General features: G+C 39.4%; 23 protein-coding genes, 11 pseudogenes and 1 other annotated feature. Of the genes and pseudogenes, 24 read left to right on the top strand and 10 right to left on the bottom strand.

Annotated elements, in window-relative coordinates; all coding sequences use genetic code 11:
* Positions 1-130: 130 nt before the first annotated feature.
* The 9 genes and pseudogenes from NYE42_RS13425 to NYE42_RS13385 all read left to right on the top strand — a co-directional run.
* A complete protein-coding gene (locus NYE42_RS13425; protein ID WP_061582049.1) occupies positions 131-943 on the top strand; it encodes a Cof-type HAD-IIB family hydrolase in 813 nt (270 codons plus the stop codon).
* Between the two features lie 32 nt (positions 944-975).
* Positions 976-1,779 carry an HAD-IIB family hydrolase gene (locus tag NYE42_RS13420; RefSeq protein ID WP_352426514.1) on the top strand — a complete coding sequence of 268 codons (804 nt, stop codon included), beginning with the start codon at positions 976-978 and terminating at the stop codon, positions 1,777-1,779.
* A 231-nt stretch (positions 1,780-2,010) separates the two neighbouring features.
* A complete protein-coding gene (locus tag NYE42_RS13415) occupies positions 2,011-2,289 on the top strand; it encodes a DUF2651 family protein (protein ID WP_338422547.1) in 279 nt (92 codons plus the stop codon).
* A 217-nt stretch (positions 2,290-2,506) separates the two neighbouring features.
* Positions 2,507-3,007, top strand: a complete 501-nt coding sequence (locus NYE42_RS13410; protein WP_012118046.1) for a DinB family protein — start codon at positions 2,507-2,509, stop codon at positions 3,005-3,007.
* A gap of 150 nt (positions 3,008-3,157) precedes the next feature.
* Complete coding sequence (gene satA / locus NYE42_RS13405) at positions 3,158-3,679, top strand: streptothricin N-acetyltransferase SatA (protein WP_080130358.1); 522 nt, start codon at positions 3,158-3,160, stop codon at positions 3,677-3,679.
* 114 nt (positions 3,680-3,793) lie between these two features.
* Positions 3,794-4,431: pseudogene (locus NYE42_RS13400) on the top strand (MFS transporter); the annotation flags it as partial.
* A gap of 98 nt (positions 4,432-4,529) precedes the next feature.
* Positions 4,530-4,748: a hypothetical protein gene (locus tag NYE42_RS13395; RefSeq protein ID WP_031378922.1), complete on the top strand. Its 219-nt coding sequence runs from the start codon at positions 4,530-4,532 to the stop codon at positions 4,746-4,748.
* 163 nt (positions 4,749-4,911) lie between these two features.
* Positions 4,912-5,448: an AAA family ATPase gene (locus tag NYE42_RS13390; protein ID WP_352426513.1), complete on the top strand. Its 537-nt coding sequence runs from the start codon at positions 4,912-4,914 to the stop codon at positions 5,446-5,448.
* Between the two features lie 254 nt (positions 5,449-5,702).
* Positions 5,703-6,331, top strand: a pseudogene (locus NYE42_RS13385) (isocitrate/isopropylmalate family dehydrogenase); the annotation flags it as partial.
* Between the two features lie 211 nt (positions 6,332-6,542).
* Here NYE42_RS13385 and NYE42_RS13380 read toward each other — a convergent pair.
* From NYE42_RS13380 to NYE42_RS13355, 6 genes and pseudogenes are all read right to left on the bottom strand, one after another.
* A complete protein-coding gene (locus NYE42_RS13380) occupies positions 6,543-7,415 on the bottom strand; it encodes an AraC family transcriptional regulator (protein WP_144663961.1) in 873 nt (290 codons plus the stop codon).
* Positions 7,416-7,650: 235 nt separating this feature from the next.
* A pseudogene (locus tag NYE42_RS13375) lies at positions 7,651-7,767 on the bottom strand (sigma factor-like helix-turn-helix DNA-binding protein); the annotation flags it as partial.
* Positions 7,768-8,840: 1,073 nt separating this feature from the next.
* On the bottom strand, positions 8,841-9,296 hold the full coding sequence (locus NYE42_RS13370) for an SMI1/KNR4 family protein (protein ID WP_352426512.1): 456 nt from the start codon (positions 9,294-9,296) through the stop codon (positions 8,841-8,843).
* An 11-nt stretch (positions 9,297-9,307) separates the two neighbouring features.
* Positions 9,308-10,882, bottom strand: coding sequence for an HNH endonuclease (locus NYE42_RS13365; protein ID WP_352427014.1), 1,575 nt, complete (start codon positions 10,880-10,882; stop codon positions 9,308-9,310).
* 356 nt (positions 10,883-11,238) lie between these two features.
* Positions 11,239-11,766: a PadR family transcriptional regulator gene (locus NYE42_RS13360; protein ID WP_352426511.1), complete on the bottom strand. Its 528-nt coding sequence runs from the start codon at positions 11,764-11,766 to the stop codon at positions 11,239-11,241.
* Positions 11,763-12,605, bottom strand: coding sequence for a sialate O-acetylesterase (locus tag NYE42_RS13355; RefSeq protein WP_352426510.1), 843 nt, complete (start codon positions 12,603-12,605; stop codon positions 11,763-11,765). Before NYE42_RS13355 ends, NYE42_RS13360 begins: the two co-directional genes overlap by 4 nt.
* Positions 12,606-12,717: 112 nt before the next feature.
* Between NYE42_RS13355 and NYE42_RS13350 the strand changes: the two are divergent.
* From NYE42_RS13350 to NYE42_RS13320, 7 genes and pseudogenes are all read left to right on the top strand, one after another.
* Positions 12,718-13,251, top strand: a pseudogene (locus tag NYE42_RS13350) (recombinase RecT); the annotation flags it as partial.
* Positions 13,224-13,379 (top strand): annotated as a pseudogene (locus NYE42_RS13345) (RusA family crossover junction endodeoxyribonuclease); the annotation flags it as partial. The pseudogenes NYE42_RS13350 and NYE42_RS13345, both read left to right, overlap by 28 nt.
* An 82-nt stretch (positions 13,380-13,461) precedes the next feature.
* A pseudogene (locus tag NYE42_RS13340) lies at positions 13,462-13,690 on the top strand (XtrA/YqaO family protein).
* A 29-nt stretch (positions 13,691-13,719) separates the two neighbouring features.
* A complete protein-coding gene (locus NYE42_RS13335) occupies positions 13,720-14,373 on the top strand; it encodes a hypothetical protein (protein WP_352426509.1) in 654 nt (217 codons plus the stop codon).
* 138 nt (positions 14,374-14,511) lie between these two features.
* Positions 14,512-14,943, top strand: a pseudogene (locus NYE42_RS13330) (sigma-70 family RNA polymerase sigma factor).
* A gap of 611 nt (positions 14,944-15,554) precedes the next feature.
* On the top strand, positions 15,555-16,550 hold the full coding sequence (locus NYE42_RS13325; RefSeq protein WP_168985065.1) for a tyrosine-type recombinase/integrase: 996 nt from the start codon (positions 15,555-15,557) through the stop codon (positions 16,548-16,550).
* A gap of 138 nt (positions 16,551-16,688) precedes the next feature.
* Positions 16,689-16,799: pseudogene (locus NYE42_RS13320) on the top strand (phage terminase small subunit-related protein); the annotation flags it as partial.
* Positions 16,800-17,028: 229 nt separating this feature from the next.
* On the opposite strand, the pseudogene NYE42_RS13315 reads toward NYE42_RS13320, so the two are convergent.
* Positions 17,029-17,205: pseudogene (locus tag NYE42_RS13315) on the bottom strand (MerR family transcriptional regulator); the annotation flags it as partial.
* Positions 17,206-17,357: 152 nt separating this feature from the next.
* Here NYE42_RS13315 and NYE42_RS13310 point away from each other — a divergent pair.
* From NYE42_RS13310 to NYE42_RS13300, 3 genes and pseudogenes are all read left to right on the top strand, one after another.
* A pseudogene (locus tag NYE42_RS13310) lies at positions 17,358-17,624 on the top strand (phage portal protein); the annotation flags it as partial.
* A 95-nt stretch (positions 17,625-17,719) separates the two neighbouring features.
* Entirely contained in the window at positions 17,720-18,418 is a 699-nt protein-coding gene (locus NYE42_RS13305) for an amino acid racemase (RefSeq protein WP_020955347.1), read from the top strand.
* A gap of 100 nt (positions 18,419-18,518) precedes the next feature.
* Positions 18,519-18,714 (top strand): annotated as a pseudogene (locus tag NYE42_RS13300) (DUF2634 domain-containing protein); the annotation flags it as partial.
* 49 nt (positions 18,715-18,763) lie between these two features.
* Here NYE42_RS13300 and sigK read toward each other — a convergent pair.
* Positions 18,764-19,486, bottom strand: a complete 723-nt coding sequence (gene sigK / locus NYE42_RS13295; RefSeq protein ID WP_007408248.1) for an RNA polymerase sporulation sigma factor SigK — start codon at positions 19,484-19,486, stop codon at positions 18,764-18,766.
* A gap of 180 nt (positions 19,487-19,666) precedes the next feature.
* Positions 19,667-19,898 (top strand) — a binding site (T-box leader).
* A 46-nt stretch (positions 19,899-19,944) separates the two neighbouring features.
* On the opposite strand from sigK, the gene NYE42_RS13290 reads away from it, so the two are divergent.
* Positions 19,945-21,201, top strand: coding sequence for an MFS transporter (locus NYE42_RS13290; protein WP_144663965.1), 1,257 nt, complete (start codon positions 19,945-19,947; stop codon positions 21,199-21,201).
* A 71-nt stretch (positions 21,202-21,272) separates the two neighbouring features.
* The gene (locus NYE42_RS13285) at positions 21,273-21,638 is read left to right on the top strand and encodes a GNAT family N-acetyltransferase (RefSeq protein WP_251257461.1); all 366 of its coding nucleotides are present in this window, start codon (positions 21,273-21,275) and stop codon (positions 21,636-21,638) included.
* A gap of 15 nt (positions 21,639-21,653) precedes the next feature.
* Here the strand turns inward: NYE42_RS13285 and NYE42_RS13280 are convergent, their stop codons facing one another.
* Complete coding sequence (locus NYE42_RS13280; protein WP_007408251.1) at positions 21,654-22,280, bottom strand: TVP38/TMEM64 family protein; 627 nt, start codon at positions 22,278-22,280, stop codon at positions 21,654-21,656.
* A gap of 235 nt (positions 22,281-22,515) precedes the next feature.
* On the opposite strand from NYE42_RS13280, the gene NYE42_RS13275 reads away from it, so the two are divergent.
* From NYE42_RS13275 to NYE42_RS13265, 3 genes are all read left to right on the top strand, one after another.
* The gene (locus NYE42_RS13275; RefSeq protein WP_007612700.1) at positions 22,516-23,250 is read left to right on the top strand and encodes a polysaccharide deacetylase family protein; all 735 of its coding nucleotides are present in this window, start codon (positions 22,516-22,518) and stop codon (positions 23,248-23,250) included.
* A gap of 69 nt (positions 23,251-23,319) precedes the next feature.
* Entirely contained in the window at positions 23,320-24,051 is a 732-nt protein-coding gene (locus tag NYE42_RS13270) for an SGNH/GDSL hydrolase family protein (protein WP_007408253.1), read from the top strand.
* Positions 24,052-24,125: 74 nt separating this feature from the next.
* Positions 24,126-24,260, top strand: coding sequence for a hypothetical protein (locus NYE42_RS13265; RefSeq protein WP_003152848.1), 135 nt, complete (start codon positions 24,126-24,128; stop codon positions 24,258-24,260).
* Positions 24,261-24,392: 132 nt separating this feature from the next.
* Here the strand turns inward: NYE42_RS13265 and NYE42_RS13260 are convergent, their stop codons facing one another.
* Positions 24,393-24,533 carry a sporulation histidine kinase inhibitor Sda gene (locus NYE42_RS13260; protein ID WP_003152850.1) on the bottom strand — a complete coding sequence of 47 codons (141 nt, stop codon included), beginning with the start codon at positions 24,531-24,533 and terminating at the stop codon, positions 24,393-24,395.
* Positions 24,534-24,639: the final 106 nt, after the last annotated feature.

Genomic DNA, 24,639 nt, shown 5'->3' with positions numbered 1-24,639 from the left:
TGTCATTCAAAACAAGACGTCAGCCAATGATTTACGGCGCAAAACAACTGCGGATATAATTCGTTCATACGCTTTATGCATGATCTCTTCAAGGGTCTCTGACAAAAGCGGCCGAAAAAAGGAGGACAATATGAGTATCAAACTGATAGCGGTTGATATGGACGGAACGTTTTTGAATGATGAAATGGCCTATAACAAAGAGCGTTTTATGAATCAGTATCGTGAATTAAAATCGCGGGGAATTAAATTTGCCGTAGCAAGCGGAAACCAATATGCGCAGCTTACATCCTTCTTTCCGGAAATCAAAAGTGAAATCGCTTTCGTTTCTGAGAATGGCGCTTTCGTCGTGAATGCCGGAGAAGAATTATTCGCGGGTAACATGTCTGAAGACACTATAAAAGCAGTGATCCGTGCTTTAGAGCAGTATGAGGTGAAAAACGTCATTGTCTGCGGAAAAAAAAGCGCGTATATTCATGAAAATGCCGGTGAAGATGAATATCTGCATGCCAGTAAGTATTATTATGTGTTAAAAAGGGTGCCGCATTTTGAAAACATCGATGATGACATTTTAAAATTTTCCATCAGCTTTCCCGCCGAACATTGTTCCGCACTTCTGAGCTATTTGAAAAACGCAATCGGGTCTTTCGTTACGCCTGTATCAAGCGGGCACGGTGACATAGATCTGATCATACCGGGGCTTCATAAAGCAAGCGGGATTAAGCTTCTCCAGAAACAATGGGGGATAAATGATGAAGAATGCGCGGCCTTCGGAGACAGCGGCAATGATCTGGAGATGGTGTCCGCCGTGAAATACGGGGTCGCCATGGATAATGCGCATGAAAGCATTAAACAGGCTGCGGCGCATATCACGCAATTAAACAATGAAGAAGGGGTCTTAAATGCGATTGATTCCATTCTAAAATGTGAGAAACCCTTTGTCTGAAAAAGACGTTTTAACTGCGGAGGTGCTGAACGATGATTAAATTAGTGATTACGGATTTAGACGGTACATTTTTAAATAATCAAGGCGATTTTGACAGAACGTTATTTGAAAAGACAAAACGAGTAATGGAGGAACAGCATGTCGCTTTCGCCCTCTGCACCGGGAAGCAGTGTGAAAGAGTGGAAGCTTTATTCGGAGAAGATGCGAAAGATTTTTGGATTTTAGGAGACAGTGCCACACGTATAAAAAAGAACGGCAAGTTCGTATATGAATCTTTGATCAGCAATGAAGCGGGACTGTCAATTATAGGCGCTTTAGAAAAAATCAGCTGCGGGCATAGCATTATCGCATGCACAAAAAATGGCGCGATCGTAAAAGAAAATCTGTCTGAAAGTGAAATGAAATATGTAAATGCCTCTTATGCACATGTAACGAAAATAACTGATTTTACTGAGATAAAAGATGATTTTATCAAGATTACGGTTCATGATCCCGACGCCAACTGTCCGGAAACGAGAGAAAAGCTGCATGAATTTTTTCACCAATTATATATCGTAGCATCAGAGGATACCTGGATGGACATAGCAAATATCGGAATACATAAAGGAACAACAGTACAAGAACTGCAGCGATTATTAGGGGTTTCGGCTGATGAAACAATGGCGTTCGGAGACGGCCGCAATGACAAAGAATTGATGGAAGCGGCATCCTACAGCTTTGCGGTTAAGAACGCCATTGACGAAATAAAAGATGCGGCGCACTTTGTCATCAAATCAAATGAGGAAAGCAGCGTCATGCACACGATTTTGAGAATATTAGCGCTGCAAAAACAATGATGGGCTAAAATCAATGCGGCAGGACTTACTAGGGATAGAAAAAGCGGTCTATCCACAGACGTTAATTCACTCCTGATTTTTCTAAAATATGTTAAAAATGAATAAATATCTATATTTGACTCGATTATATTGGTATAATATGTATAAAATGGATGAAGCGGTGTAATATCAAGATGAAAAAAATCACTTCATATCAGACAAAAAGTAGGAACTTCCTCGTTTTTAAATAAATTGGGAGGTGTTTGTATTAGCCCGCTGTTGAGCCCCGCGTATATCATTCTTATTTTTCTTCCGGCAGCATCTTTTCTGTTAGGGATTTTAGGATATTTCATCTTTAAAAAAGTATGGATGATGGTTGTTATTGTCTTCATTTTGTCCTTGATATTCATGTTTATTGTAATAGGTGCTGAACCGACATTTTTCATTTGGGTGGCTATGATGACGGGGAGCTGTTTTGTCTCCGGTTCAATCACTAAGACGATATGGGCTTTCGCAAAGAGAAAATATTAGACAGAAGAATCCTGTTTGAACAGATATCCTTTTTTTGTCGATTAAGGAAAAAGAAGTATAAAGTTATCCGTTATGTTCTTATATTTTGTCTGTTGTTGTCAGATCGGGCTTTCTGTTAAAAATGTCTGTCTATCGTTTTGTTCTTTTTTAACTAAACGGAGCACTATAATTGAACTGTAGATACATAGAAAAACAAAAAAGGATAAGGAGGATTTTTATGTTTCAAACCTTAGACCATTTTTTGAAATCTTGGGAATTCGAAGCCGATGCGACACAAAAACTGCTGAATCATCTGACTGATGAATCACTTAAACAAGAAATCACTTCACAACATTGGACTTTAGGCCGTATTGCTTGGCATACTGTCGCTGCCATTCACATCATTACCTCAAACACAGATTTAACGTTTCACGCTCCGGCCGAAGATTATCCTGTCCCTGCATCGGCGCGGTTTATTGCTGAGAGTTATCATCAAGCCAGTAATGCATTTGTGCAGGCCTTAAAAACGCAATGGACTGACGATACACTTCAAGAGTGTGTCAACTTTATTGGTCAGCAATTGCCAAATGGTTCACTTTTGATGTTTTTAATTCAACATCAAAACCATCATCGAGGACAAATGACTGTCCTTATGAGACAAGCAGGTTTACCTGTTCCGGGTATTTATGGTCCGGCAAAAGAGGAATGGATTAAATTCGGTTTGGAAGCTCCGAAATAGGATATTGTTGTAAGGGCTCGAATGAATAGATGAACCAATCGATGTTGGTATCTTTTTTGTTTTTTAGAGTTATTAAACCGGTATCCATGACATGCAGACGAATCAACAGTTCAAAAGATGTAAAGTAAATAAATCAGAAAGGTGATTATGATGATAACTAAAATGACTCGATTCAATATGAAAGACTTCAATAAACCAAACGAACCTTTCGTTGTTTCAGGGAGAATCATCCCTTCATTTGAAAACAATGGTTGGACATATACAGAGGAGAAATTTGCTGAACCTTATGTCAAAAAATATGACGATGAAGACATTGATGCCAGTTATATTGAAGAAGAGGATAAAGTTGTCTTTTTTTATTACGCAGAGAACGACTGTGTCGGCCGGAGCAAGCTTCGTTCTAATTGGAATGGATACGCATTGATTGAAGACATTGCCGTTGCAGAAGATTATAGAAAAAATGGTGTCGGGACGGCTTTATTGCATAAAGCGGTTGAGTGGGCAAAGGAGAATCATTTATGCGGTCTTATGCTTGAAACACAAGATATTAATGTTTCAGCTTGTCATTTTTATGCCAAAAATAACTTTGTCATAGGAGCGGTCGATACAATGCTTTATTCCAATTTTTCAACAGCAAATGAAATTGCGGTTTTTTGGTACTGTAAATTTTAGATGTTTCGTCATTTAGCGGGTGTGTGTCGCGAAGTATTCAAAACATCTGCTTGAGGATTTATAATAAGGTATATCAATCAATGCAGGGGGAGTTATGGATGAAGTGCAAAATCCTTTGTTGACCCTGCACTGGGGAAAAATGTCTTGTTTATGATGGGCGTCCTTTGCGGAGGCCTGATATTCGGCACTGCTGCAGGATTTGTGTCTATGGTTCCTTATATGATGAAAGATGTTCACCATTAAGTACTGCGGCAATTGGAAGCGGGATTATGTTTCCCGGAACGATGAGCGTCATCATCTTCGGTTACATTGGAGGATGGCTTGTTGATCGGAAAGGTTCTTTATATGTGCTGACCATTGGGATTGCATTGATGTTTTCCAGCTTTTTAATCGCTGCCTTTTTTATAGATGCGACACCATGGCTCATGTCCGTTATCATCGTTTTTGTTTTTGGGGGGCTCTCCTTCACAAAAACGGTTATATCTACAATGGTATCTGGCAGTTTGAAACAAAAGGAAGCCGGCGCCGGAATGAGTCTGCTTAATTTTACCAGCTTTCTATCAGAGGGAACGGGTATTTCGATTGCAGGCGGTTTATTATCGATCCGCTTGCTGGATCAAAGACTGCTGCCTGTTAACGCTGATCATTCCGCTTATTTGTACGGTAATATGCTCATTCTTTTTGCAGGAATCATCGTTATGAGCTGGTTGGTAACCGTGAATGTCTATAAACGTTCGCAAAGAAATGACTAAAAAGGGAAAAGGATCAAACTTGATAAAAGTTTTGATCCTTTTTTTGAGGAGCTTCCTTATTCCGAAACCTTTTGTCGATCAATGAAAGGGGAGTTAAAGTGAATTACATTTATAAGAAAAAGGAAAAGAAAAATGGAAATTGTATCATTTCAATCAGAGATAAATGGGAGAATGCACTTATTGAGTTTGAACAAAAAAATAATCAAATTGAGATCATGATCAATTATCGTAACGAGAAAACAACCAAGTTTTCACTGCCAATCGAGACTTTTGAGAAAGTGTATGAGGATATTAAAATAGGCCGGAGAGAAAGTTAATCATTCTGTTTGAAAATGACCATGAAGTTCGTAAGCAGTAAAGTTTTAACACGCATCTGGATTCCCTTGGCAAAGAGTAAAGGTTTTTGGGTAGTTGTGTTAAAATTGTAAGAACCTTGTGCGACGGACAGGGAGTTACGTTGCTTCATAAGGAGGGGGAACTATGAAAAAAAATATTCACATACTGGGAGCCTCCGGAGTCGGAACTTCAACATTGGGTGTTGCATTATCAAAGCATTTGCCTCATACACATCTTGATACTGATGATTACTATTGGACAGACAAATTCACTAAGAAAAGAGAAATTCCTGAAAGAAGAAAGTTGCTTGAAAAAGACTTGACAATAAATGAGAAATGGATTCTTTCTGGCGCAGTGTGCGGCTGGGGTGATGATCTAAAAAGTTACTTTGACCTTGTCATCTTCTTATGGATTCCGCAAGATATACGGCTTGAGAGATTAAGGCATAGGGAATTTCAGCGTTATGGAAACGAAGTGTTAGCCGGCGGCAGTAAATATGAACAATCAAAAACATTTTTAGAGTGGGCTTCTTTATATGATCATGCCGGAATGGAAGTTAGAAGCAAAGCTTTACACGAACATTGGATGGCAGATTTATCTTGTCCATTGTTAAAAATTGAAGGAGATTACTCAGTCAATGAAAGAGTTGATCGTGTCTTGGATTATCTGAATTCAAACTAACGGATGGAGATAACTGCAAAATCCAAAAGTCAAAGACGGTTCCGGCCATTTTAACGGAGCTGTTTTTTTATACCGCTTTCAGTTTCTCTGTTGTGAAGTGATTTATTTTCGGCAGTATCCCACAATAGAGAAGTGATTTGTTCTTCGTGAGGAAGTTTTTGGTTAAGTTGCAAGAAACGGAACTCCAATGAATAGATACACCCTGAAACCTGTCCAGCCAGCGTTTAAGCTGGTTACCATTGAGTGAAAAGCAATTGCCGCCGGCAAAGACAATACCTGGAATGAAAAGTATTGCAGGGAAAGCTAATTTGGTCATTTACCGTGAAAATACGGAAGGCTTTTACGCTGGCCGAAATATGTATGGCAGGTAACCCCGGAAGTGGCTGTATTGACTGGAGTTTTCACTAAAAAGGCTATTACACGTATTGCGCATGCAGCCTTTCAAAGTGCGATGGAACGCCGTAAGAAGGTTACATGGCTCGGGACTCTTTTTGAATACGTGCCGAGAAGTGGCGAACAATACCCTGAAGTGGATGATTATCATATCGATGCAATGACGGTACATTTAGTTCGTCGGCAGCTTGGGGCTTGCACTGTCAATTAATACAAATGGGAAAGCAGGCAAGGCCCAGGCTGCTCACGGTTCGGCACCTGACATTGCAGTGAAAATATTGCGAATCCTATCGGTATTATACTTTCAACTGCTATGTTGTTTGAATGGCTCAGTACACAGTATCGTGATAAAAAGCTGAAAGAAGCAGCGGAATTAATAGAAAACTCACTTCGGGAAACCGTGAAGGCAGGAATCAAAATGGGAGATCTTGGCGGTCAATCATCAACGTCCGACTTTGCAGAAGCAATTGCAGAAAGGATCGGACGTTAAGGCGGAAAATAAGAGGTGAGAAGCAGATCATCAAAACGCAATAGGACACCTCAATTTAGATTTTCAGTAAGAACGGCTCTGCTCATTAAAAAACTCAATTCGTAGATTAGTGGCATCAATAATGCTGCAGATCGGGTTAGTAACTTAAAGAGGAAGGGATGAGACCCCTTCCTTAAAACCTTCAATTCCTCTAATTTCATTGTAAGATATATTACTTTTTTGAAATGGGTATCCAAATTTCACTTTTAAAAGATGGCGATGTTACATCTTTATGCTCATTCCACAGGATTTCTGGGCCTTCAATTTGTTCATAATGTGACGATGGAAACCATTCGGAATAAATCCGCCCCCATACTTCCTGCAGTGCATCCGGAAATGATCCGGCTGCTTCGAATACAGCCCACGTTGAGGCAGGGACTTCAAGCTGTGATAGATGATTTGGGCAATGTTTCGTTGTGGCTGCGCCAATATAGTGATCAAGCTCTCCGTTTTCCTCTGTCCGGCCGTCAGAAAAGTTCGTGGATGCACTAATGAGTCCTACAGGCGCTGCATTAGAAAGCTCTTTTAGTTGTTTGATTGCTGCTTCATCTAAACTTTCCCACATCGATGCAATGTCAGGATTCACGCCTTTGAACAAAATAGGGACTCTTTTTTTAATGCCGACGATGCGAAATGCCTCTTTTTCTTCAATGCGATAGTTCATTTCATTTCCTCCTTTGATTGATAACTGGAAGGTCATTCGCGGATAAGCTTTAAGTGAATGGCCATTATGTTTAGCTTCTGATGGTCTTATGCCATGCAGATTTTGAAATGCTCGTGCAAAAGAATCTGGTGAGTGATAACCGTATTTTATTGCAAGATCAATCACCTTTACGCTGCTGTCTTTAAGTTCAAAAGCTGCAAGAGTAAGACGTCGTCGACGAATATATTCCGATAATGAAATACCTGTAAGGAAGGAAAACATCCTTTTAAAATGATATTCAGAGCAGAAAGCAAGCCTTGCTGCTTCTTTGAAATCAATATCGTTCGTGAGGTTTTCTTCAATATACGTTAATGCGCTGTTCATCCTTTTAAGCGAATCCATTTATTTGACCTCCTTTCACAAAAGAATAACAGGAGCGAAATGTATCTACCCGACATTTCGTGCACAGTTTTGCAGGATAACTTATATGTAATAAATTAAGTGATTCACCTGTATTTGTACAGATAAAGAAAACACCTCATAACTGCTTTGGGTTGCATAAGATGAAAGAAAGTTATCATTGTTTTATATTGAAAAGAAAATAAAAAAAGCCGGGATGTCAGATCCGGCTTTTCGCTCATTTCCCCTTCGACTTCTTCCGCTTCTCTTTCTCCGCCCGGTAAAACTCATGGAACATTTTCATCAATGCGCGTTTTTCAATCCGCGACACATAACTCCTTGAAATGCCGAGCTTATCGAGATGGTATTTATAGACTGAAAGAGCAACTTAAAACTTTATTAAAATAAGAGAAGACCCTCTATAGGGGCCTTAACACTAATAAATTTGACATTTTTTATTTGCGTGCCCATTCAATCCACAAAGGTTCTAAGCTGTTTTTTAGGTCTATGAATATCCATGGGTAGAGGGAGAAAAAAATAAGAATAATAACAAAAATATAAGAAGAAAGTTCATTAAACAACACTTTTCTTCTGTTGAAAGACTTGTGTTTATAAATTGGTATTGCATTCTTGCCTGTTGTATAGAATACAAAAAGAGTAAGAATCAGCATCCCTACGCTTCTAAAAATGAAAAAATAAAAAGTAGTAGTATTCCATATACTGAATGTGTATTTAAATAAGTCTATAAGCCAAATTTTAAAGGAGGTGCCTCCTTCAAAATTTACTTTTATATGATCAGCAACTATTTGTAATTCCTGTGGTACTGAAAAAAACAGCAGACTTAGAAGAATGCAACATAAAATTATTTGCTGGATAAAATTGATGAAGAATTTACTTTTGTAATACAAGTTTGATGTAAGCTTTATGGCAATTGAAAAACGAATACACTTAATAAACCGGATTATAAAGACAGCCAACAGAATTGCAACAAACCAATAATAGTAACTAGTATAAAATGCACCAAAGATAATGATAGCTATATAAAAAAGAACAATCATAAAATAGTTATCTGAGCCGGGCTCCCTTTTTGCATTGGTGACTTTATCTATTTGATTTTGACTAGGCATGAAAATGTTTATTATATTGATTTTCTTTTTTCCAATATGCACAGAGTTGTTATTGCCTCGTTGAATTATTTTAGTAGGAGTTTTTTTGGTAGCGGCAAACCCTATAATTATTGTTATGATGTTAACAATGATGCAATAATACTTAGACCGGTATTTGTAAGATCAATCAATAGTTAAACTCCTTCTGTTCTAAAAACGAATTATCAAACATTAATCAATATTCCTCTGCTATTTTTAGAACCTTGAATGCCAAGGACACTCAGTGTTATGTTCGAAAATTTCAAAACTATAGTCAAAAAACTTAATGTTGTTCTTCAAGCTTGTCCATTAAGTCTGTAAATGAATCACAAACATAGCTAATGGAACTTCCCTTATCTTCATTAGCGATCTCATGATCCCAAAAAACAATTACGGGTTCTTGAGAAGACATTCTATAATCAAAACAAAAGAGGTTTCCCCCTGCATCTGTAGCAAAAGGTATGATCTTATCAACTAACCGATCTTTAACATTATCAAGTGTACTAAGGAGATCAATTGGTCGAGTTGGATCTCCTATACTCAGTAAATTGTTTATTGATTCTCGAGAATTTTGGAATGAAACAACCTTTTTATCTATAGGAGAGCATCCATTATGGTCTTTAATGAACTCTCTGTAAACTGTCGGGAACTTGATTTTTAATTTTTCTTCTACCTCTTCGATCTGACTGTTTGTCGCCTCTTTAAAAGTGCTTCGTTTTCTCCATTTAATACTTTGCATTGATTAACCTCCTATTTCTCATCTTTTCCCCAAATTTTATATCCGCCAGTGTGACCAGTTTTAGCATGAATGACTCGATCTACTAGCTCCATTTTTCTAGGAGTTTGATGGTGGTGCCATGTGTATTTCTCTGGTGTTATTCCATCTTGAAGATCAAGTAAATCATCTTCGTTCAAATCAAGCTTCTTAATCAATGATGGATCTTCTTCAGTCTGCTTATATAATTGTTTATTTAATTTGTCAAAATGCTGGTCTCTACTTTTTTTAAAGTCGGCTTTATCAAGTGTGAGTGTATGTTTTGATTCGAATATTGGAAATCCGTCTTTATCATAGGGAACTTTTGTTACTGGATGGACATCATTTTTCAAATGACCCATTCTTAAGTTAATGGTCGTTGTTTTGCCCGCACTGTTTTCGTACGTGTATGGTGCAGCTTTAACAAATTGATCATGTTTGGATTGTATTGCTTTTTTTAATATAGACGTATTCTTTACATTATGGGTATTCTCAATATCTTGTGCTATACCTACAAGTGCTAGATCATCTTTATTTCTAGATAAAGAATTTATGTAGTTTTTCCCTACGGTAATCCCTTTGTTTACATGTCTAGTAGCTGCTTTTTCTCCAGCTTCAATCACTTTATCTACTTTGGCAGCACCGGCTTTACCAAGTTTGCTTGTTACTTTCACAGCAGAGCCAACGCCTTTTAGTCCAACAAGGCTCCCGACCACATAGGTAATATAATGAGATCGTGAGTATGCATCTCCGTTAACCATTTTATCATTCCATGAATCCGCTATGTTTGTCCATATGATTTTTGCATAGGAAGGTGTCTTCAATACAGCTGAAATTGTTTTGGCTAATTTTTGTTCCTCGGAGAGCTGGGAAAACTCCCAAGTCCCGACAGCTAAATCTTTAACGCCAGTCACAGTATCCTTAGCGACATCGTAGAGACCGACTCCAACTCCTTTCAGGACTTCCCATGTGGTTTCACCAACTTCTTCGAGCTGTTTTGCTTGTTCAAGCTGCATCACATATTGCTGTTGGGAAGGTTCAAGGTTCTCGTAACCGATCTTCTTCGCAATCTCTAAGTATTCATCCGGATCAGTTACTCCATCAGCGAGTTTTTTCTTCAAATCCTTAATTTCACGTTCTTTCGCTTCTTCCTTTTTAATCGTTAAATAAGCATCCGATTGTCTCGCAATCTCGCCTTTTTTCTTATGTATGTCACTTTCTCTGTACGCTTTGGCGTTGTAGTGAAGCGGCGTGGCGCCTTTTCCTTTGCCTGTGGCGTTTTGGAGCTGCTGAAAGTCGGCCTGAATGAACTGTTCGTTCGCTTCGGTTTCTGCGTATTCTTTCGTTAGATCGTGATCAAGTTTGCCGAGTTTATGTATCGTGTCGCTTCTTTTTTTATCAGCTGACTCAAGCTTTTGATCGACATCCTCTGTAGAAAAGACATCAAGATGAACGATATCGCTTATCTCGTTAAGAATATCCCTCATTTCATTGCGCTGCTCCTGCATGATAGCAGTTGGTGAAAAATGGAATATATGGTTAGGCATTGGTGCGTTATCTCTAAGCTTTATTTTGGCTGCATGTGGGTCTGATTCTGCTTCTACAGACAAAACAGATTCAGATAAAGCTAAAACAACAGAGCAAGCAGCAGTTTAGCGGAAGGTGGAGAAAAATCAGTTGACTTACTTGAATACTAAATAGGTGTAAAAAGCGTTTATTAATACGAAGGATTGAAAAAGAAGAACACGCAGCAGACTCACGTGCTCTTGTTTGGGGCAAGTGTTGACAACCCCATTACTGGTTTAATTAAATGAAGGGGTATAAAACCTGTATCAATGGTGTTACTCGATATCTGCGACACAGGTTTTATATGCAGGTAACTAATATTCTGATATATGTAACATTGCATTTTTTATTATGCAATAGTTCACTCTATTTCTGCTTTCAATTTTTCGAACCACTCTAAATTAACCAAGTGATGTGAACGGGAATTTTCATTCATGCGGCGAAAGTAATTGATTGTGCCGGGAATTTCTTGAGTGATGGACAGGTATTCATCAAGGAGCTCGATTCGAGTTTTAGTCTGATCGATTTGTGATTGGATCAGATTCACTAATTTATTTTTGTCGAATTCATCGGCAAAGAGTAACGCCCCATAAAATTGCAGGTTCACATATTCCGATTTGGTGCCGTATTTGATCATTAATTTTTCGAATTCTGCCCTTCCCGATTCTGTGACGTTAAAGTTACGGATTTCACGCGCGCTGGTTGAGGGTTTCTGCTGAATCTGTTCAATCAAACACTTTTCTTCAAGTTGCTGCAGATTGTAATAAAATGAACCTTTCGTGAAGTTAACGATGTACTTGTAATGACGTTTTTCCATTAAGGCCAGAAGTTCATAGCCGTGAGCTCCGGGGTTTTGGATGAGCAAGCCAAGGATAAGTAAGGGAATCATGGTTTCATCACCTTCGCCATCCGCGCCTCAAATTCCGCGTACGTGATTTTACCCGAAGCCAAATCCATACTATGAAGGTAAATCTGTTCTGTTTTAGAATAGTCACCATTCACTTTCAGTGATTGCTCCTCTCCCGAAATGGGTTTCAGGATATGGTGCTTTTTCGAAAAAGCCTCGAAATAGCGGTAACCGAATTTGCGTTGTGAAGCTGCGTCTAAATGAATGCCATCAGGATTCGCAGTCAAACCTGCTGCAGTAACAAAATAACAATTCTGTTGTTCATCAGCAAAACGAAGCAATTGTTCATTAACCTGTCGAAATTCAGTCGCGTGCTGTCCAAAACCAGTCTTCCCAAGAAAGTCACCAAGCCCTCCAATAATCAACGGTACCTCAACTAATTCCAACTCGTTTCTTAGCGTCCCGATGATAAGAATTAATTTCTCGTAATAAGTTTCATGCAGCGAACGATAACTGTCACTCTCACCTTGATGCCAAAGAATTCCGCAAATTTGACTGGATCGGAGGGCGAAGCGGGCTTCGGACAAAGCATGCTGAAAAAGGATGCCTTCCGGATGCCAGTCATTCAATGAACTGCCGCCTTCCGCACAAGGGATCAAGCCAATTTCTTCATCGGGATGAGCTTTCGACCATGCATCTGCAAAAGATGCCGCCAGGCCAACGCCGGAAACCGGACGATCGTAATTAATCGGCTCTGTCATCATCTGCCATTGTCCATTGCGCAGCATTTTAATTTTTTCATTATAGATAGGGTCTACTTCATTCAAAAATCCACGGCCCGCCATATTCGACTGCCCTAACATTAAAAAAGACTTTATCATCTAATTTTTCACTTCTTTACATCAATATTTTAGTCTAATTAGACTATAGTCAATTCAGATTGTCTTGTAAAGTTTTAACTAGGTTTTATTTTTATTATTAGTATGTATGAAAAGCGCTCCTGTGGCAGCTACACTCGACCTGCCTATACATAAAAACTTAGGGTATGCCTGGATAGTTCCTTATAAGGAAAGGCTCAATTCCAGCTTGGCTACAAAGGGTACATACAGCTTGCCTTGCGAACAGGCCAATATAAGTCCATCAATTTCATACCGATTCATGAAAGCGAATTGCAGAAGTGGAATCCGCTGACTGAGGAGATCGAGATTGATTTTGAAAAACGAGAATCAGATGCGGTAATTGGTTATGCAGCTTATTTTGAATTGATAAATGGCTTCCGAAAAACTGTGTACTGGACAAAGGCACAAGTAGAAAAGCACAAAAAGAAATTCAGTAAGTCTGATGTTGGATGGAAAAATGACTGGGATGCGATGGCTCTTAAGCCTGTATGAAAAGCAGTTTTGAGCAAGTGGGGATTCTTTCTAAAAAGCAGTTATTAATGAAGCAGACAGTTCAGAAATTATCGATTCCGAGCCTTCTAACAAAGACGAACCGGAAAAACGAAGCCTGATATTGAAAACTATGTAAAGGGTGTAAAAGGTGCCTTGAATCATCTGATATACAAAGATGATAGTCAGGTTGTGGATCTGAAAGTAAGCAAGTTTTATAGCGCAGAGCTGAGAGTGGAGATCAAGATAAAAGAGATTTCTGCCTAAAAATAAAAAACACCGAAACGCTTAGCCTCAGTGTTCTTGATATGAACTGGTCCTTCTATCATAACACAGGGGGGCGCTTTGAGTGTACAATCCAAGAGAAATTCAAAAAAGACTTCACTATTCAGCAGAAAATTGACCCAGAAAAGTTCAGATCATTGTTTTAGATGAGAATCAAGGAACTGCCCATGTTTTAGATGCTCCGTGAAACAGTGATTCAAACTGTAAAGGGTAGCTTTGCGCGGGTTGATCATGAGATAGGGTTTAAAATGCATGATAGTTTATTAAAAAGGCACTTTAAAGTGGTTTTGTAGTAAAATAAACAAAAACGCTGGAGGATAGTATGTTTTTAAAGGAATCAGGTGTTGCTTTCTATTTAAGGGTTTTGTCACCTTTAAATGAGTTTATTGAATATTTGGATGATGTTGAAGACAGATTTGAAAAATCAAAAATGCGGTATGAAAATGAAGCAAAAGAATTGAGCCCAGAAATTGAAGAAGATTATTGGGATTATTATATTGATGAATATCATGACTTCAATAGCACATATCCTTCAATTGTGAGAAGTAGTGTATTCACGAGTATATATAGCTTTATAGAGTACCACCTTATAAGCAGATGTTTAGATAAAGCAATTTTAGACAAAGTTAAGTATGATAGAGGGATTTTTAAAGCCAAAAGTTATTTTAAATTAAGATATAAAAGTAATGAGAAATTTAATGAGTCAGAAATATTCTCGAACAATGTTTGGAATAAAATAGTTGATTATTCTAAGATTAGAAATTGTTATATTCACAATTCAGGAATAATAACAATGATACCAGATGAAACAAAGCAAAAAGAATTAATTCAAATTATTGGAAAAAACAATTATATTGAAATTGATGACCGTGACAGAATACATATACTAAATAGGGAATTTTGCAAAGAATTTCACGAAGTTGTTTACAAATTTATTTGCGATTTGAATGATTTATTATTAAATTTAAAAGATTAAGCCCAAGACGGAGAGCCTGTGGACACTGAACTTATAGTATTATTTACGCTGTTTGTTTAGTGTCGTTTTTATTTGGAAAAGGAGGACCTATTCATGAATCGAAAAGGCATTTAAAATCTAATCAATAGCTATCACTGGATGGTGAAAGATGTTCATCGATTGCAAAGGGTACTTTATGGTTCAACAATTCCTATGAAAAATTAGGGTGTTGCTCAATATGGATTAGAAGCAGCTATGCCAAAAGGAAGTCTTGGGAAGAGTCAGGCTGAGTTGCGACAAATGGATATGAGAGAAGAGCGTCTTTTCAAACGTCTTAAATACTATGAGGAACGAGTATATGCAGTTGAGTTAGGCGCCGGAAAAACCAAAGGAGAGCAACACAAAGTTATTTATGATTGCATGAGGGAGGGGGTGAGTTACCGTGCTATTGGCCTTCACCTTGGCATTTCAAGGGAAACTGTACGCAAAATGAAAGATGAGTTCATCATCCATTTATACCCAGGTTGCTACTTTGAGCGTTTGTTGAATCTGAAAAAACCTGTAGCGTCAAATGCGAATCATTCGCGTTAGAAATAACCTTTCTCCTAACGGAGAAAGGCATGAGCGATTGCAATCAAAATAGCGACTGCAAACTCTCGGGAAATTTTGATGTGGATTTCCATAACCACACCCCCCTCTAGGCGAGTAAGGATTTCGACTTGGTCGGATTAACCGTGAGAGCCGCGCCCACCTAGCTTACTAAAGCTTGAAATAATTTTAATATAAAAAAGGATCTGTGTAATGCATAATCGTTCGACAAATTCTGCACAATGTTCTTTGTCATAATCTCTTGCCGATATTAAGGTAGGAGGTGAAAGCATGACAAGAACAATTAATGTTAATCAACAACATTTGTTAGAATAGTTAGCATGCGGATCGGTAAACCGTCAATGTACAATAGAAGCTCTTATTGATATTCTCATCGGCAAAAAGGTATTTACAGAAGAATTCGTTAAATACCAAATGCACCATTTAGAACATTCAGCTGATGAGCATTCTGCGGAGCTTTTAGGTATCAGTAAGGAAGATTACATCAAGAGCAGAAAATAAAGCATCCTGTAGGGTGCTTTTTTGTCGACAAATTTTGCAAATGGTTCCATTATTATTGTTTTTCGTCGATAATAAGATGGGAGATGAGTAAAATGGAACAAATATTTGAGTCTTTTCTTGAAAGTGTACCTTATACATATTTCACTCATTTGAAGGCTTTTAAAGATTATCTGAGACATTTAAAGGTCACTGATGATACAATTATAGATTTTCTCCAAGGTGTTAGAACAGAAAGGATAATTGATTCTTTAAAATTCAATATTGAAAATCGATCACAGAGCAAGAAAAAAATTTTAAAAAAAGAAACTGCTTATATGTATAGTGTTGTTATAAAAAAATTTTTTATGTATCTCCAATCTGAACATTGTATCAAGAACCTCGACTTTGAAAGAGAGTTAAATTTATCAGCTAGCAATCATTCATCATATAGATATAAAATGAATGAATTTATCTCAAACAACTCTATATTAAAAGACAGTAGCGGTTTTAATACATTACTTGAAGAAGAGGTTAATGATCTCATTAAGCAATGTGATGAAACATTAAATTCAGATGATATATATATAAATGCCTTTGAAGAGAAAAGATATTTTAATAAATTTAGATCAGCAATAATCATTAAATTGATAATATTAACTGGGGTACGCTATGAAATAATTTGCAACTTGAAAAAAAATAATCTAGACCTTAAATATAACAATTTAAAGATAAATGATTATTCTGTGCCTTTACCTAATAATTTCAGAGATCAATTTGAAAAATATTTAAAATTAGCAAATGAACTTACTTTTAAAAAAGATAACGATTTTTTACTTATTGAATTTGAGGGAGAGCAATTAAAAAAGATTACAGCTGATACGGCTAACTTCTTAAAGAATAGTATAGATAGAAGTGATTTAAATGGTCTAATAAAATACTCCGTGGTAAATATGTTGAAACATGAAATGAATGAACACGTAATAAGGAAGTTAACCGGAATTGGAACTAAATTTTATGAGCAGTGCCTCGAAGAAGTTGTTGATCTAAATAAGGACAATAGACACTTAAACTCTATTTTTATGTCAATGGCTTCTTTTAGTACTTTATAAACTAGATACCTCAAAGGGTATCTTTTTTTGTACTTTTTAATACTCAGAATATGCAATTTAGTCAACGTAATGAATTGAGTTGTTTTAGAAATTAGCTTCCAAAACAACTCAATTCAAAGGAGGCAGCGGTGGATGTAGATGGCAGAAAAGAACATTCAAGCGCATAAAGACTACCTTAAAGGTATGAAATGCAAGGACCTTGCCGAGAAGTACGGAGTGTCAGTGAACACCATTAAATCGTGGAAACAACTGACACACTTGAAAATAACATCGAACAAGAAGTCGCATACAGATGCGACTTCTATCAATTTCTAATTAATAGAAAGTAACCTTAAGAAAAAAATTAAGGACTTGCAGCCCTATAGCCGTATAAACAAATTTAATCGCTCATAATATGTCATCAAACTTAGCATACTCAATATGGATTCCAATTTAGGAGTTTAAGAGCCATTGATGTGCTCATAAATATCTTTCACACCTACCGGACAGTGGGCGAGTAAAATACGTCACTATGCATATGCTGTATTTTTTCCCAGTTGGCGGGATTGGCTGTATCAAAAGAGCGGTGCTCCAGAATGGCTTGATATAGGGCGGTTTTTTGTTCCAAATGGGCAATGTGCTGTTTGGCTTCTTCGAGCTGGGCGAGCGCATCTTCTGCATATAGAAAGCAGGGACTGAGGTATGCCTGTGAAGGATTTTCTGAGGAGCTTTTTAGAGCGTCCCGCGTTGAATCGTTTGAGAGAGGACCAAGTTAAGGACTTATAAGTCAAATCATTTGATACCAAAATGCAGTAACGAATGAGAAAAATGATTTTCATAACTGTCACATCTCTTTTTCTATATTCTGACTTTATTGATTCTGAGTCACCGGTGGATATTATGCCGGCTGAAGTGATTTCCGTTTCATCTATTGAAATAAGGCATAATGGAAATGACAAATTAATAATACCTGCTGATTTGATTATTATTCCTAAACGGTGGCGCTCTGGAGAAGATGAAGGACTGAAAATGGGTGGGAATTTGATGGTTGTCTCCTTAAAGGGCGGGCAATCATTTTTTATTCTCGATAAAATTTATGATAATAATCCTGAAAAAATAAATAATTGTAAAGACCTAATCTATGCTATAGAATAACTATAATATTTTGAAAATTTCATCCGAGGTGGGTTATGAAAACTATTGGTCTTATTGGCGGAATGAGTTGGGAATCTTCAGCTGAGTATTATCGAATTATCAATGAAGAAATAAAAAAGAAGTTAGGAGGGCTTCACTCGGCAAAATGCCTTTTATACAGTGTTGATTTTAAGGAAATTGAACATTATCAATCCATAGGAGCTTGGGATAAAGCAGGTGAAGCTTTAGGTCAAGTTGCAAGATCATTAGAAAAAGCAGGTGCAGATTTTATTGTAATATGTACAAATACTATGCATAAAGTTCTTGGATATATCCAAGAAATGATCACTATACCTATTTTGCATATTGCCGATGCAACTGCAGAACAAATTATTAGACAAGACATTCGCTCAGTAGGATTGCTAGGTACTAAATATACGATGGAACAAGATTTTTATAAATCACGTATTGCGTCTCATGATATTAATGTCATTGTTCCTGATGATGATGAAAGAGAATTGATAAATAATATTATTTATCAAGAACTGTGTCTGGGTGAAATTAAACAGTCTTCCAAAAACATTTATAAGAAGATCATAAATAATTTGGTGGATAGAGGAGCAGAAGGAATCATTCTTGGATGCACTGAAATTGGACTATTAGTAAAGGTAGAGGATTCAGAGGTGCCATTATTTGATACGACTTTAATCCATGCTCAAAAAGCAGTAAATAAATCCCTTTCGATTTCTTCTTAGAATGATTATTTCTTATATTTTAAAACCGCTCTTTAGGAGCGGTTTTTATTATGGTTCATTCAATCAATAAATGGAGGAACGTTATAGGAGTGATCTTATCATGCCCCTTTCCTCAGAAATTGAATTGATGATATTGAAGATGACAGCGAAGTTATAGAGCCCTCCAAACCTACAAAATTGATTTTGAAAATGGCCGTATGACAAATGAATTCATCACAGGCCTTGACGCGATTAAACAGTTTGTATATTTATCCCTTCATACTGAGCGCTACGCATATTCTGTTTATAGTCATGATTGAAAAAGATAAAATAGGAAAAGCCGGGATGTCAGATCCGGCTTTTCGCTCACTTTCCCTTCTTCTTCCGCTTCTCCTTCTCCGCCCGATAAAACTCATGAAACATCTTCATCAATGCGCGTTTTTCAATCCGCGACACATAACTCCTTGAAATGCCGAGCTCCTTTGCGATCTCGCGCTGCGTTTTTTCTTTTTTTAAATCAAGCCCGAAGCGGCCGACGATGACTTCTTTTTCGCGGTCGTCTAAAATATCGATATATTTTTTGACCTTTTCAAGTTCCATGTTGAGCTGAATGGTGTCGATCACATCTTCGCTTTCCGACTTGAGGACATCGATCAGGCTTATTTCATTCCCTTCTTTATCCTGGCCGATCGGATCATGAAGGGAGACGTCTTTTTTCGTTTTTTTCAATGCGCGCAGATGCATTAAAATCTCATTTTCGATACATCGTGCGGCATATGTGGCAAGCTTCGTGCCTTTTCCGGCTGAGTAGCTTTCAATTCCTTTAATCAGCCCGATTGTACCGATGGAGATCAGATCTTCTGCGTCCTCTCCCGTGTTTTCGAATTTTTTCACAATATGGGCGACTAAACGGAGATTATGTTCGATCAGCATGTTGCGGGCGTGTTCATCTCCTTCAGCCATAAGGTCTAAGTATTTTTTCTCCTCATTATTTGAGAGCGGTTGTGGAAAGGCATTATTTTTCACGTATGATACTAAAAACACAAGTTCTTTCACAATAAACCCGAGCGCTGCAAAAACACCTGTCACCGTCCTCACCTCCACAAAGTTATGTAGGCAAAAGCCTATATGTAACTGTATGTGGCAGTCAGGCTGTTTGTGTCTGTACAGGGAAATTAATCAAAGGCAGGTTTTATTTCTTACAGCCTCTTGATTTTTGCTGATTGAGCCTGTATATTGTTAAAAAAAGTAAGGGTGAAAAGAATATAACGAAAAGCGCTGAAGAGACGAGTAGACAGATATCATTCATGACAGAGAGCTCCGGGAGCTGTGAAGGAGTATGAATGGATGTGTTGAAACAAACCTCTTAGCTTCGCATCGGAATCATGAAACACGAGGATGATGCGGCGGATACTCCTGTTACCGAGTAAGCTTTGTACCCGGCTTAGGCCGGCACCAAACCGAATTGAGGTGGCATAGCGGGCTGTTTCCCGTCCTCAAGACTTTATTGTCTTGAGGGCGTTTTTTATTTTTAAGGGAGGGATAAGATGAAAAACCTGAAGTCTTGGCGGTACCCGATGCTTCTGTTAACCGGAATCGGGATAGCAAATATTGGTGAATGGATCTATTTTTTGTCTCTTAATCTTATTGTCTTAAAAGAAACGGGGTCTGCTTTTGCGGTTTCCATCCTTTATTTAATCAGGCCTGCGGCTGTTTTGATGACAAATGGGTGGGCGGGCAGCATCATCGACCGGTGTAACAAACGAAATATGATGATGTCGCTTGATTTCATCAGGGCTGCATTCATTGCCGTTCTGCCGCTGATGTTTACTGTACGGTCTTTATTTTCCATTTATTGTATCGTGTTTTTGATTCAAATGGCCAATGCGATGTTTCGTCCGTGTTCCATGGCGTATGTGACGATGCTTATTCCGGCTGAAAGGAGAAAACGATTCAATTCACTAAGGGCTTTGTCGGAATCAGGGGCTTTTCTCCTCGGGCCGGCTGCGGCCGGGCTGCTTTTTATCGCCGGCACGCCGATTTTTGCGATTTGGGTGAATGCGGCGGCTTTAGTGCTGTCCGGTTTCATTACGATGATGCTGCCGAACCTTGAAAATGAGCCCCACGTACATTCTCCCGCACAGAAGCTTTCTTTGGCAGTGTACAAAGAAGATTGGAAGCTCGTCTATCGCTTCAGCCGCACGGCGCGAAACGTCATGATCATTTATTTTTTATTCAGTCTGGTCATGACCGTTATGCCATCCGCGCTTGATTCGCTTGAAGCCGCTTTTGCAAAAGAGGTTCTTCAGCTGACTGATGCCGATTACGGTTTTCTCGTCAGTGTCTCAGGGGCAGGCATTATTGCGGGGGCGCTTGTCAATGTGTTCTTTAATAAAAAAATGCCGGCTTCTTTATTGATGGGAATGGGCTCTTTATTCACAGCGGCCGGATATATGATTTATGCGTTTTCTGACGTTTTTTGGACGGCTGCTTTCGGATTTTTCCTTCTCGCTTTTTTTCTGGCGTTTGCCAATACAGGCTTTCTGACGTTTTATCAAAAGAATGTTCCGGTGGACATCATGGGGAGAGTGGGGAGCTTTTATTCATTAGTCGAAGCCGTCTTCATTATAGTGGTAACGGCGGTTTTCGGAGCGGCGGCTGTCAGTTCTTCCGTCCGCGGCATCGTCATCGCAGGGGCTGCTGTTATGCTGGCGTTGGCAGCCGTTTTATGGTCGTTCTTATTTGCGGCCTCAAAAAGGAGGACTCCCGATGTATTTCAAGCGGATCAATGTAAACAAACATAAAGAGACGGCCGTTTCATTTCGTGAGGATTCGTTTTTCGTCAGCTTTGGCACGGCGGATCATTTTAATAAGGATGGAATATCTCAGGTGGCTGTCATCCCAAATCAAATACTCACCCGACAATTTTAAGCTGCTTCTTCATAACGGGCAGCCGATCGGACAGCTTGAAGCTTCCATCAAATTTTACCGCAGCCAAAAAACCGGTTATATGCACCTTTACTATATGACTGAGCAGCAGAGGGGAAGGGGGTGCGGAACAAAACTGTATCAATACGCGAATCAGTTTTTCAGAGCGAACGGTGTTTCGGAATATCACCTGAGAGTTTCGCCGGGCAATGAAGCGGCTCTGTCATTTTACAGAAAGAAAAACATGGAAGTGATCGGTTCAGAATGTAACGGAAAAGTTCTCAGAATGAGAGGAGCCGTACCGCCGGAATAGGGAGCGGTACGCGCTTCATTTTTTCGTTGTTTTTAAAAGGCCGGGAAACTTCTTATAAATGACCGCCATTAAGACGAGCATATACATTCCGTAAATCCCGAAAGACAGCAGTTTGTTGCTTGTAAATGAAGCGCCTGCGACCGTCACGATCACAATGTTCGGAATTTTGCCGAGCACCGACGCAGAAAAAAAGATTGGCCATCGGATGTTACTCAGCCCGCAGACGGTATTCATGGCAAGCGACGGTATAATCGGAATCAGCCGCCCGAAAAGCACCGCCGTAAACGCGTGCTGATGAAATGAATCTTCATATTGGGCCGCTGCCGGGTAAGCCAGCAGCTTTTTTCTGGCCCAGTCTCTGAATCCGTACCGGACGAGAAAAAACAATGCCATTGTTCCGAGCATCGCGCCTGACAATGTAATCCACACCCCGTTTACAATCCCGAAAACCGCTCCGTTTAAGGCCGCGATAATGGCGAATGGAACAATCGGAAAAAATACGTCAGCTGCGACCAGAAGGATACTCATAAGCACGGCGTACATGCCGCCCGCGCGAATCATGCTGAGCCAGACGTCTTTTTGCAAAAAGCCGATCATCACGACAGCAATGATGACGGCAAGACTGAATCCCTTTTTTATCATCTGCACGTTCACCTCTTGTCAATTAGTATACAGCACAAATCTATCTCCTTCTATTAAAATAAGCTGTCCGATAAGCGTATTTGATTTATCAGCATTTGCCGTTTGATGAGAAACGGCTGGCACCCGGGTTTGGACAAAAACAAGCGGGAAGCGGGTGATGTGCATCATTTGATGCAGAGAATGATTTTTATAAAAGGGGACACGTTAACAGTAGTGTTTACTGGAGGTGTAAACGTTGAGATGCTTTCATCTGATCATCATGATATGCGTCCTCACGAGTCTCACTGCCGTGTCCGCCGATGCGAAATCTTTAAAAAGAAGTGACATGGAGAAGACGGGAAACGTGTACTGGGATATAAGGTCTGAAAAAAAGAAACTATCTTTAACCTTCGATGACGGCCCCCATCCTGTCTATACGGAGGCTGTGTTAGACGTGCTGAAACAGCACAATGTTAAAGCAACCTTTTTTTGTGTCGGGAGCCGTATAGACAAATACCCCATAACGGCAAAACGCATCGTTGAAGAAGGGCATGAAATCGGCAACCATACGATGAACCATGTTTATTTTCACCGACTGAAACGCAAAGACATTTTACAAGAGCTTCACAGCTCCGCGCATCATATCACATCGCTGCAGCCGGAAGGGGACAAGTTATTCCGCCCGCCGGGAGGGTCGCTGAATCATACGGCTTTCAAAAGCATCTTAAAAGAGGGCTATCATATCATCATGTGGTCATGGAACCAAGATCCGAGGGACTGGAAAAGGCCAGGGAAAGGAAAAATCGTCAGGCACGTTGTTTCACATGCCAGAGATGGAGATATCGTTCTTCTGCATGACGGCGGAGGAAACCGGCGCCAGACGGTTGAGGCTTTGAAAGAAATCATTCCCAAGCTGAAAAAGCAGGGCTACACGTTTGTTAAGGTTTCGGATTTGATCGGACAGGATTCCGGCCCTTTTCATATCCAGTAAAGAGAGCGCCGCGTTGAAAGCCGCCAAAGAGATGTGTACCATAGGAGGTAAGGTTTGGGGGGAGAGAAAATGAAGTTTGCTGTTCTTTTTATTACGATAATCTGTCTGTTATCAGGATGCGCCGCGGGCAAAGAAAAAAGTGTTGTCGCGTTCGGCGACAGCAATACGCGCGGTTCCAACTGGGATTATCGTGATTATCCGAAGGCGCAGCAGTGGGTAAACATTTTAAAAACAGCGGAACGCGGCCGTCTTACGGTTATAAATGCGGGAATAGGCGGCCAGACGACTGAGGATGCGCGCCTGCGCTTTCAAAGCGACGTGCTGGACCGTAAGCCCCAATATTTATTTATCATGTTCGGAACAAATGATGCGGGCATTTTGACGGGCGATCAGCCGCGGGTATCAAAGAAACGGTTTAAAGAAAACCTGACTTATTTCATAAACGAAAGCAGAAATCACGGCATAAAGCCGATTTTAATGACGTGCATCCCGGTTATAGAAGGAAACGGAACGCATCATCTCTATTACTATTCGAGATATAAAGCCTCAGCCTTTAAAGAAAAAGGCGGCGCGAGAAAATGGCATAATTCCTATAACGGCGTTACGAGGCAGGTTGCAGCTGAGTTGAAAGTGCCGCTGGTGGATAACTGGAAACACTTTATACGCGCGGACGGCGGCAAAGATACAGACCGGGCGCTGATCCAATCCGGACTGATAGATCCCTCCGGAAATCATATGACGCCAAAAGGCGCCAGAATCTTAATTGAAGGCATAAAAAATGGGCGGGTTTTGGAACGCTGACGCCGTCAGCTGCCTAAACCGTTTTGCTTCTGCTTCATAGCCTGTAGAAAAACATCTCTTTGGAGGCGATTGCTATGAACCGCGGTTTCCCTCCGCAATATCCTGTATGCCCGCCTCCTCGGGTGAATGCGGGGTACTGGTACGCATTTTTTGTTGTGCTGCTCGTCGTCATTCTCGTCCTGGGCGGTCTGTATTGGTTCAATATATAGCAGCCGTCCTCTTAAACACCTCTATTTTAGGGGTGTTTTTTGTTGAAAGTGGTAGTAATGCGCATAACCGAAGTGATATAATATCAGTCATCTGAGTAAAAAAAGGAAATTCGCCCGGGAACTTTTTTCTGTTTAAGAAGAAACGGAAATAATGTGTCCGAGCGATCTTCTTTTGATTTCGTTTTCAATTAACTCGATAAATTCACGGCTCAAATTCATTTCATTGGCTTTGAAATAAGATTCTATTAGTAATTCATCAGAAAGCTTTCTCATGCCGGGGACCCAATTAATGGGAGTGGCACCTCCTTACAATTGTAATCAATCATCAGACGCAAGCATATGATGGAAGGTTGCGTTTCAATCATGGTGAGGTTATCTT

Source organism: Bacillus sp. FSL K6-2865 (assembly GCF_040311405.1).
Taxonomy (GTDB): domain Bacteria; phylum Bacillota; class Bacilli; order Bacillales; family Bacillaceae; genus Bacillus; species Bacillus velezensis.
The sequence above is the reverse complement of the archived record's forward strand: the minus strand, read 5'-3'. Positions and strand labels throughout refer to the sequence as shown.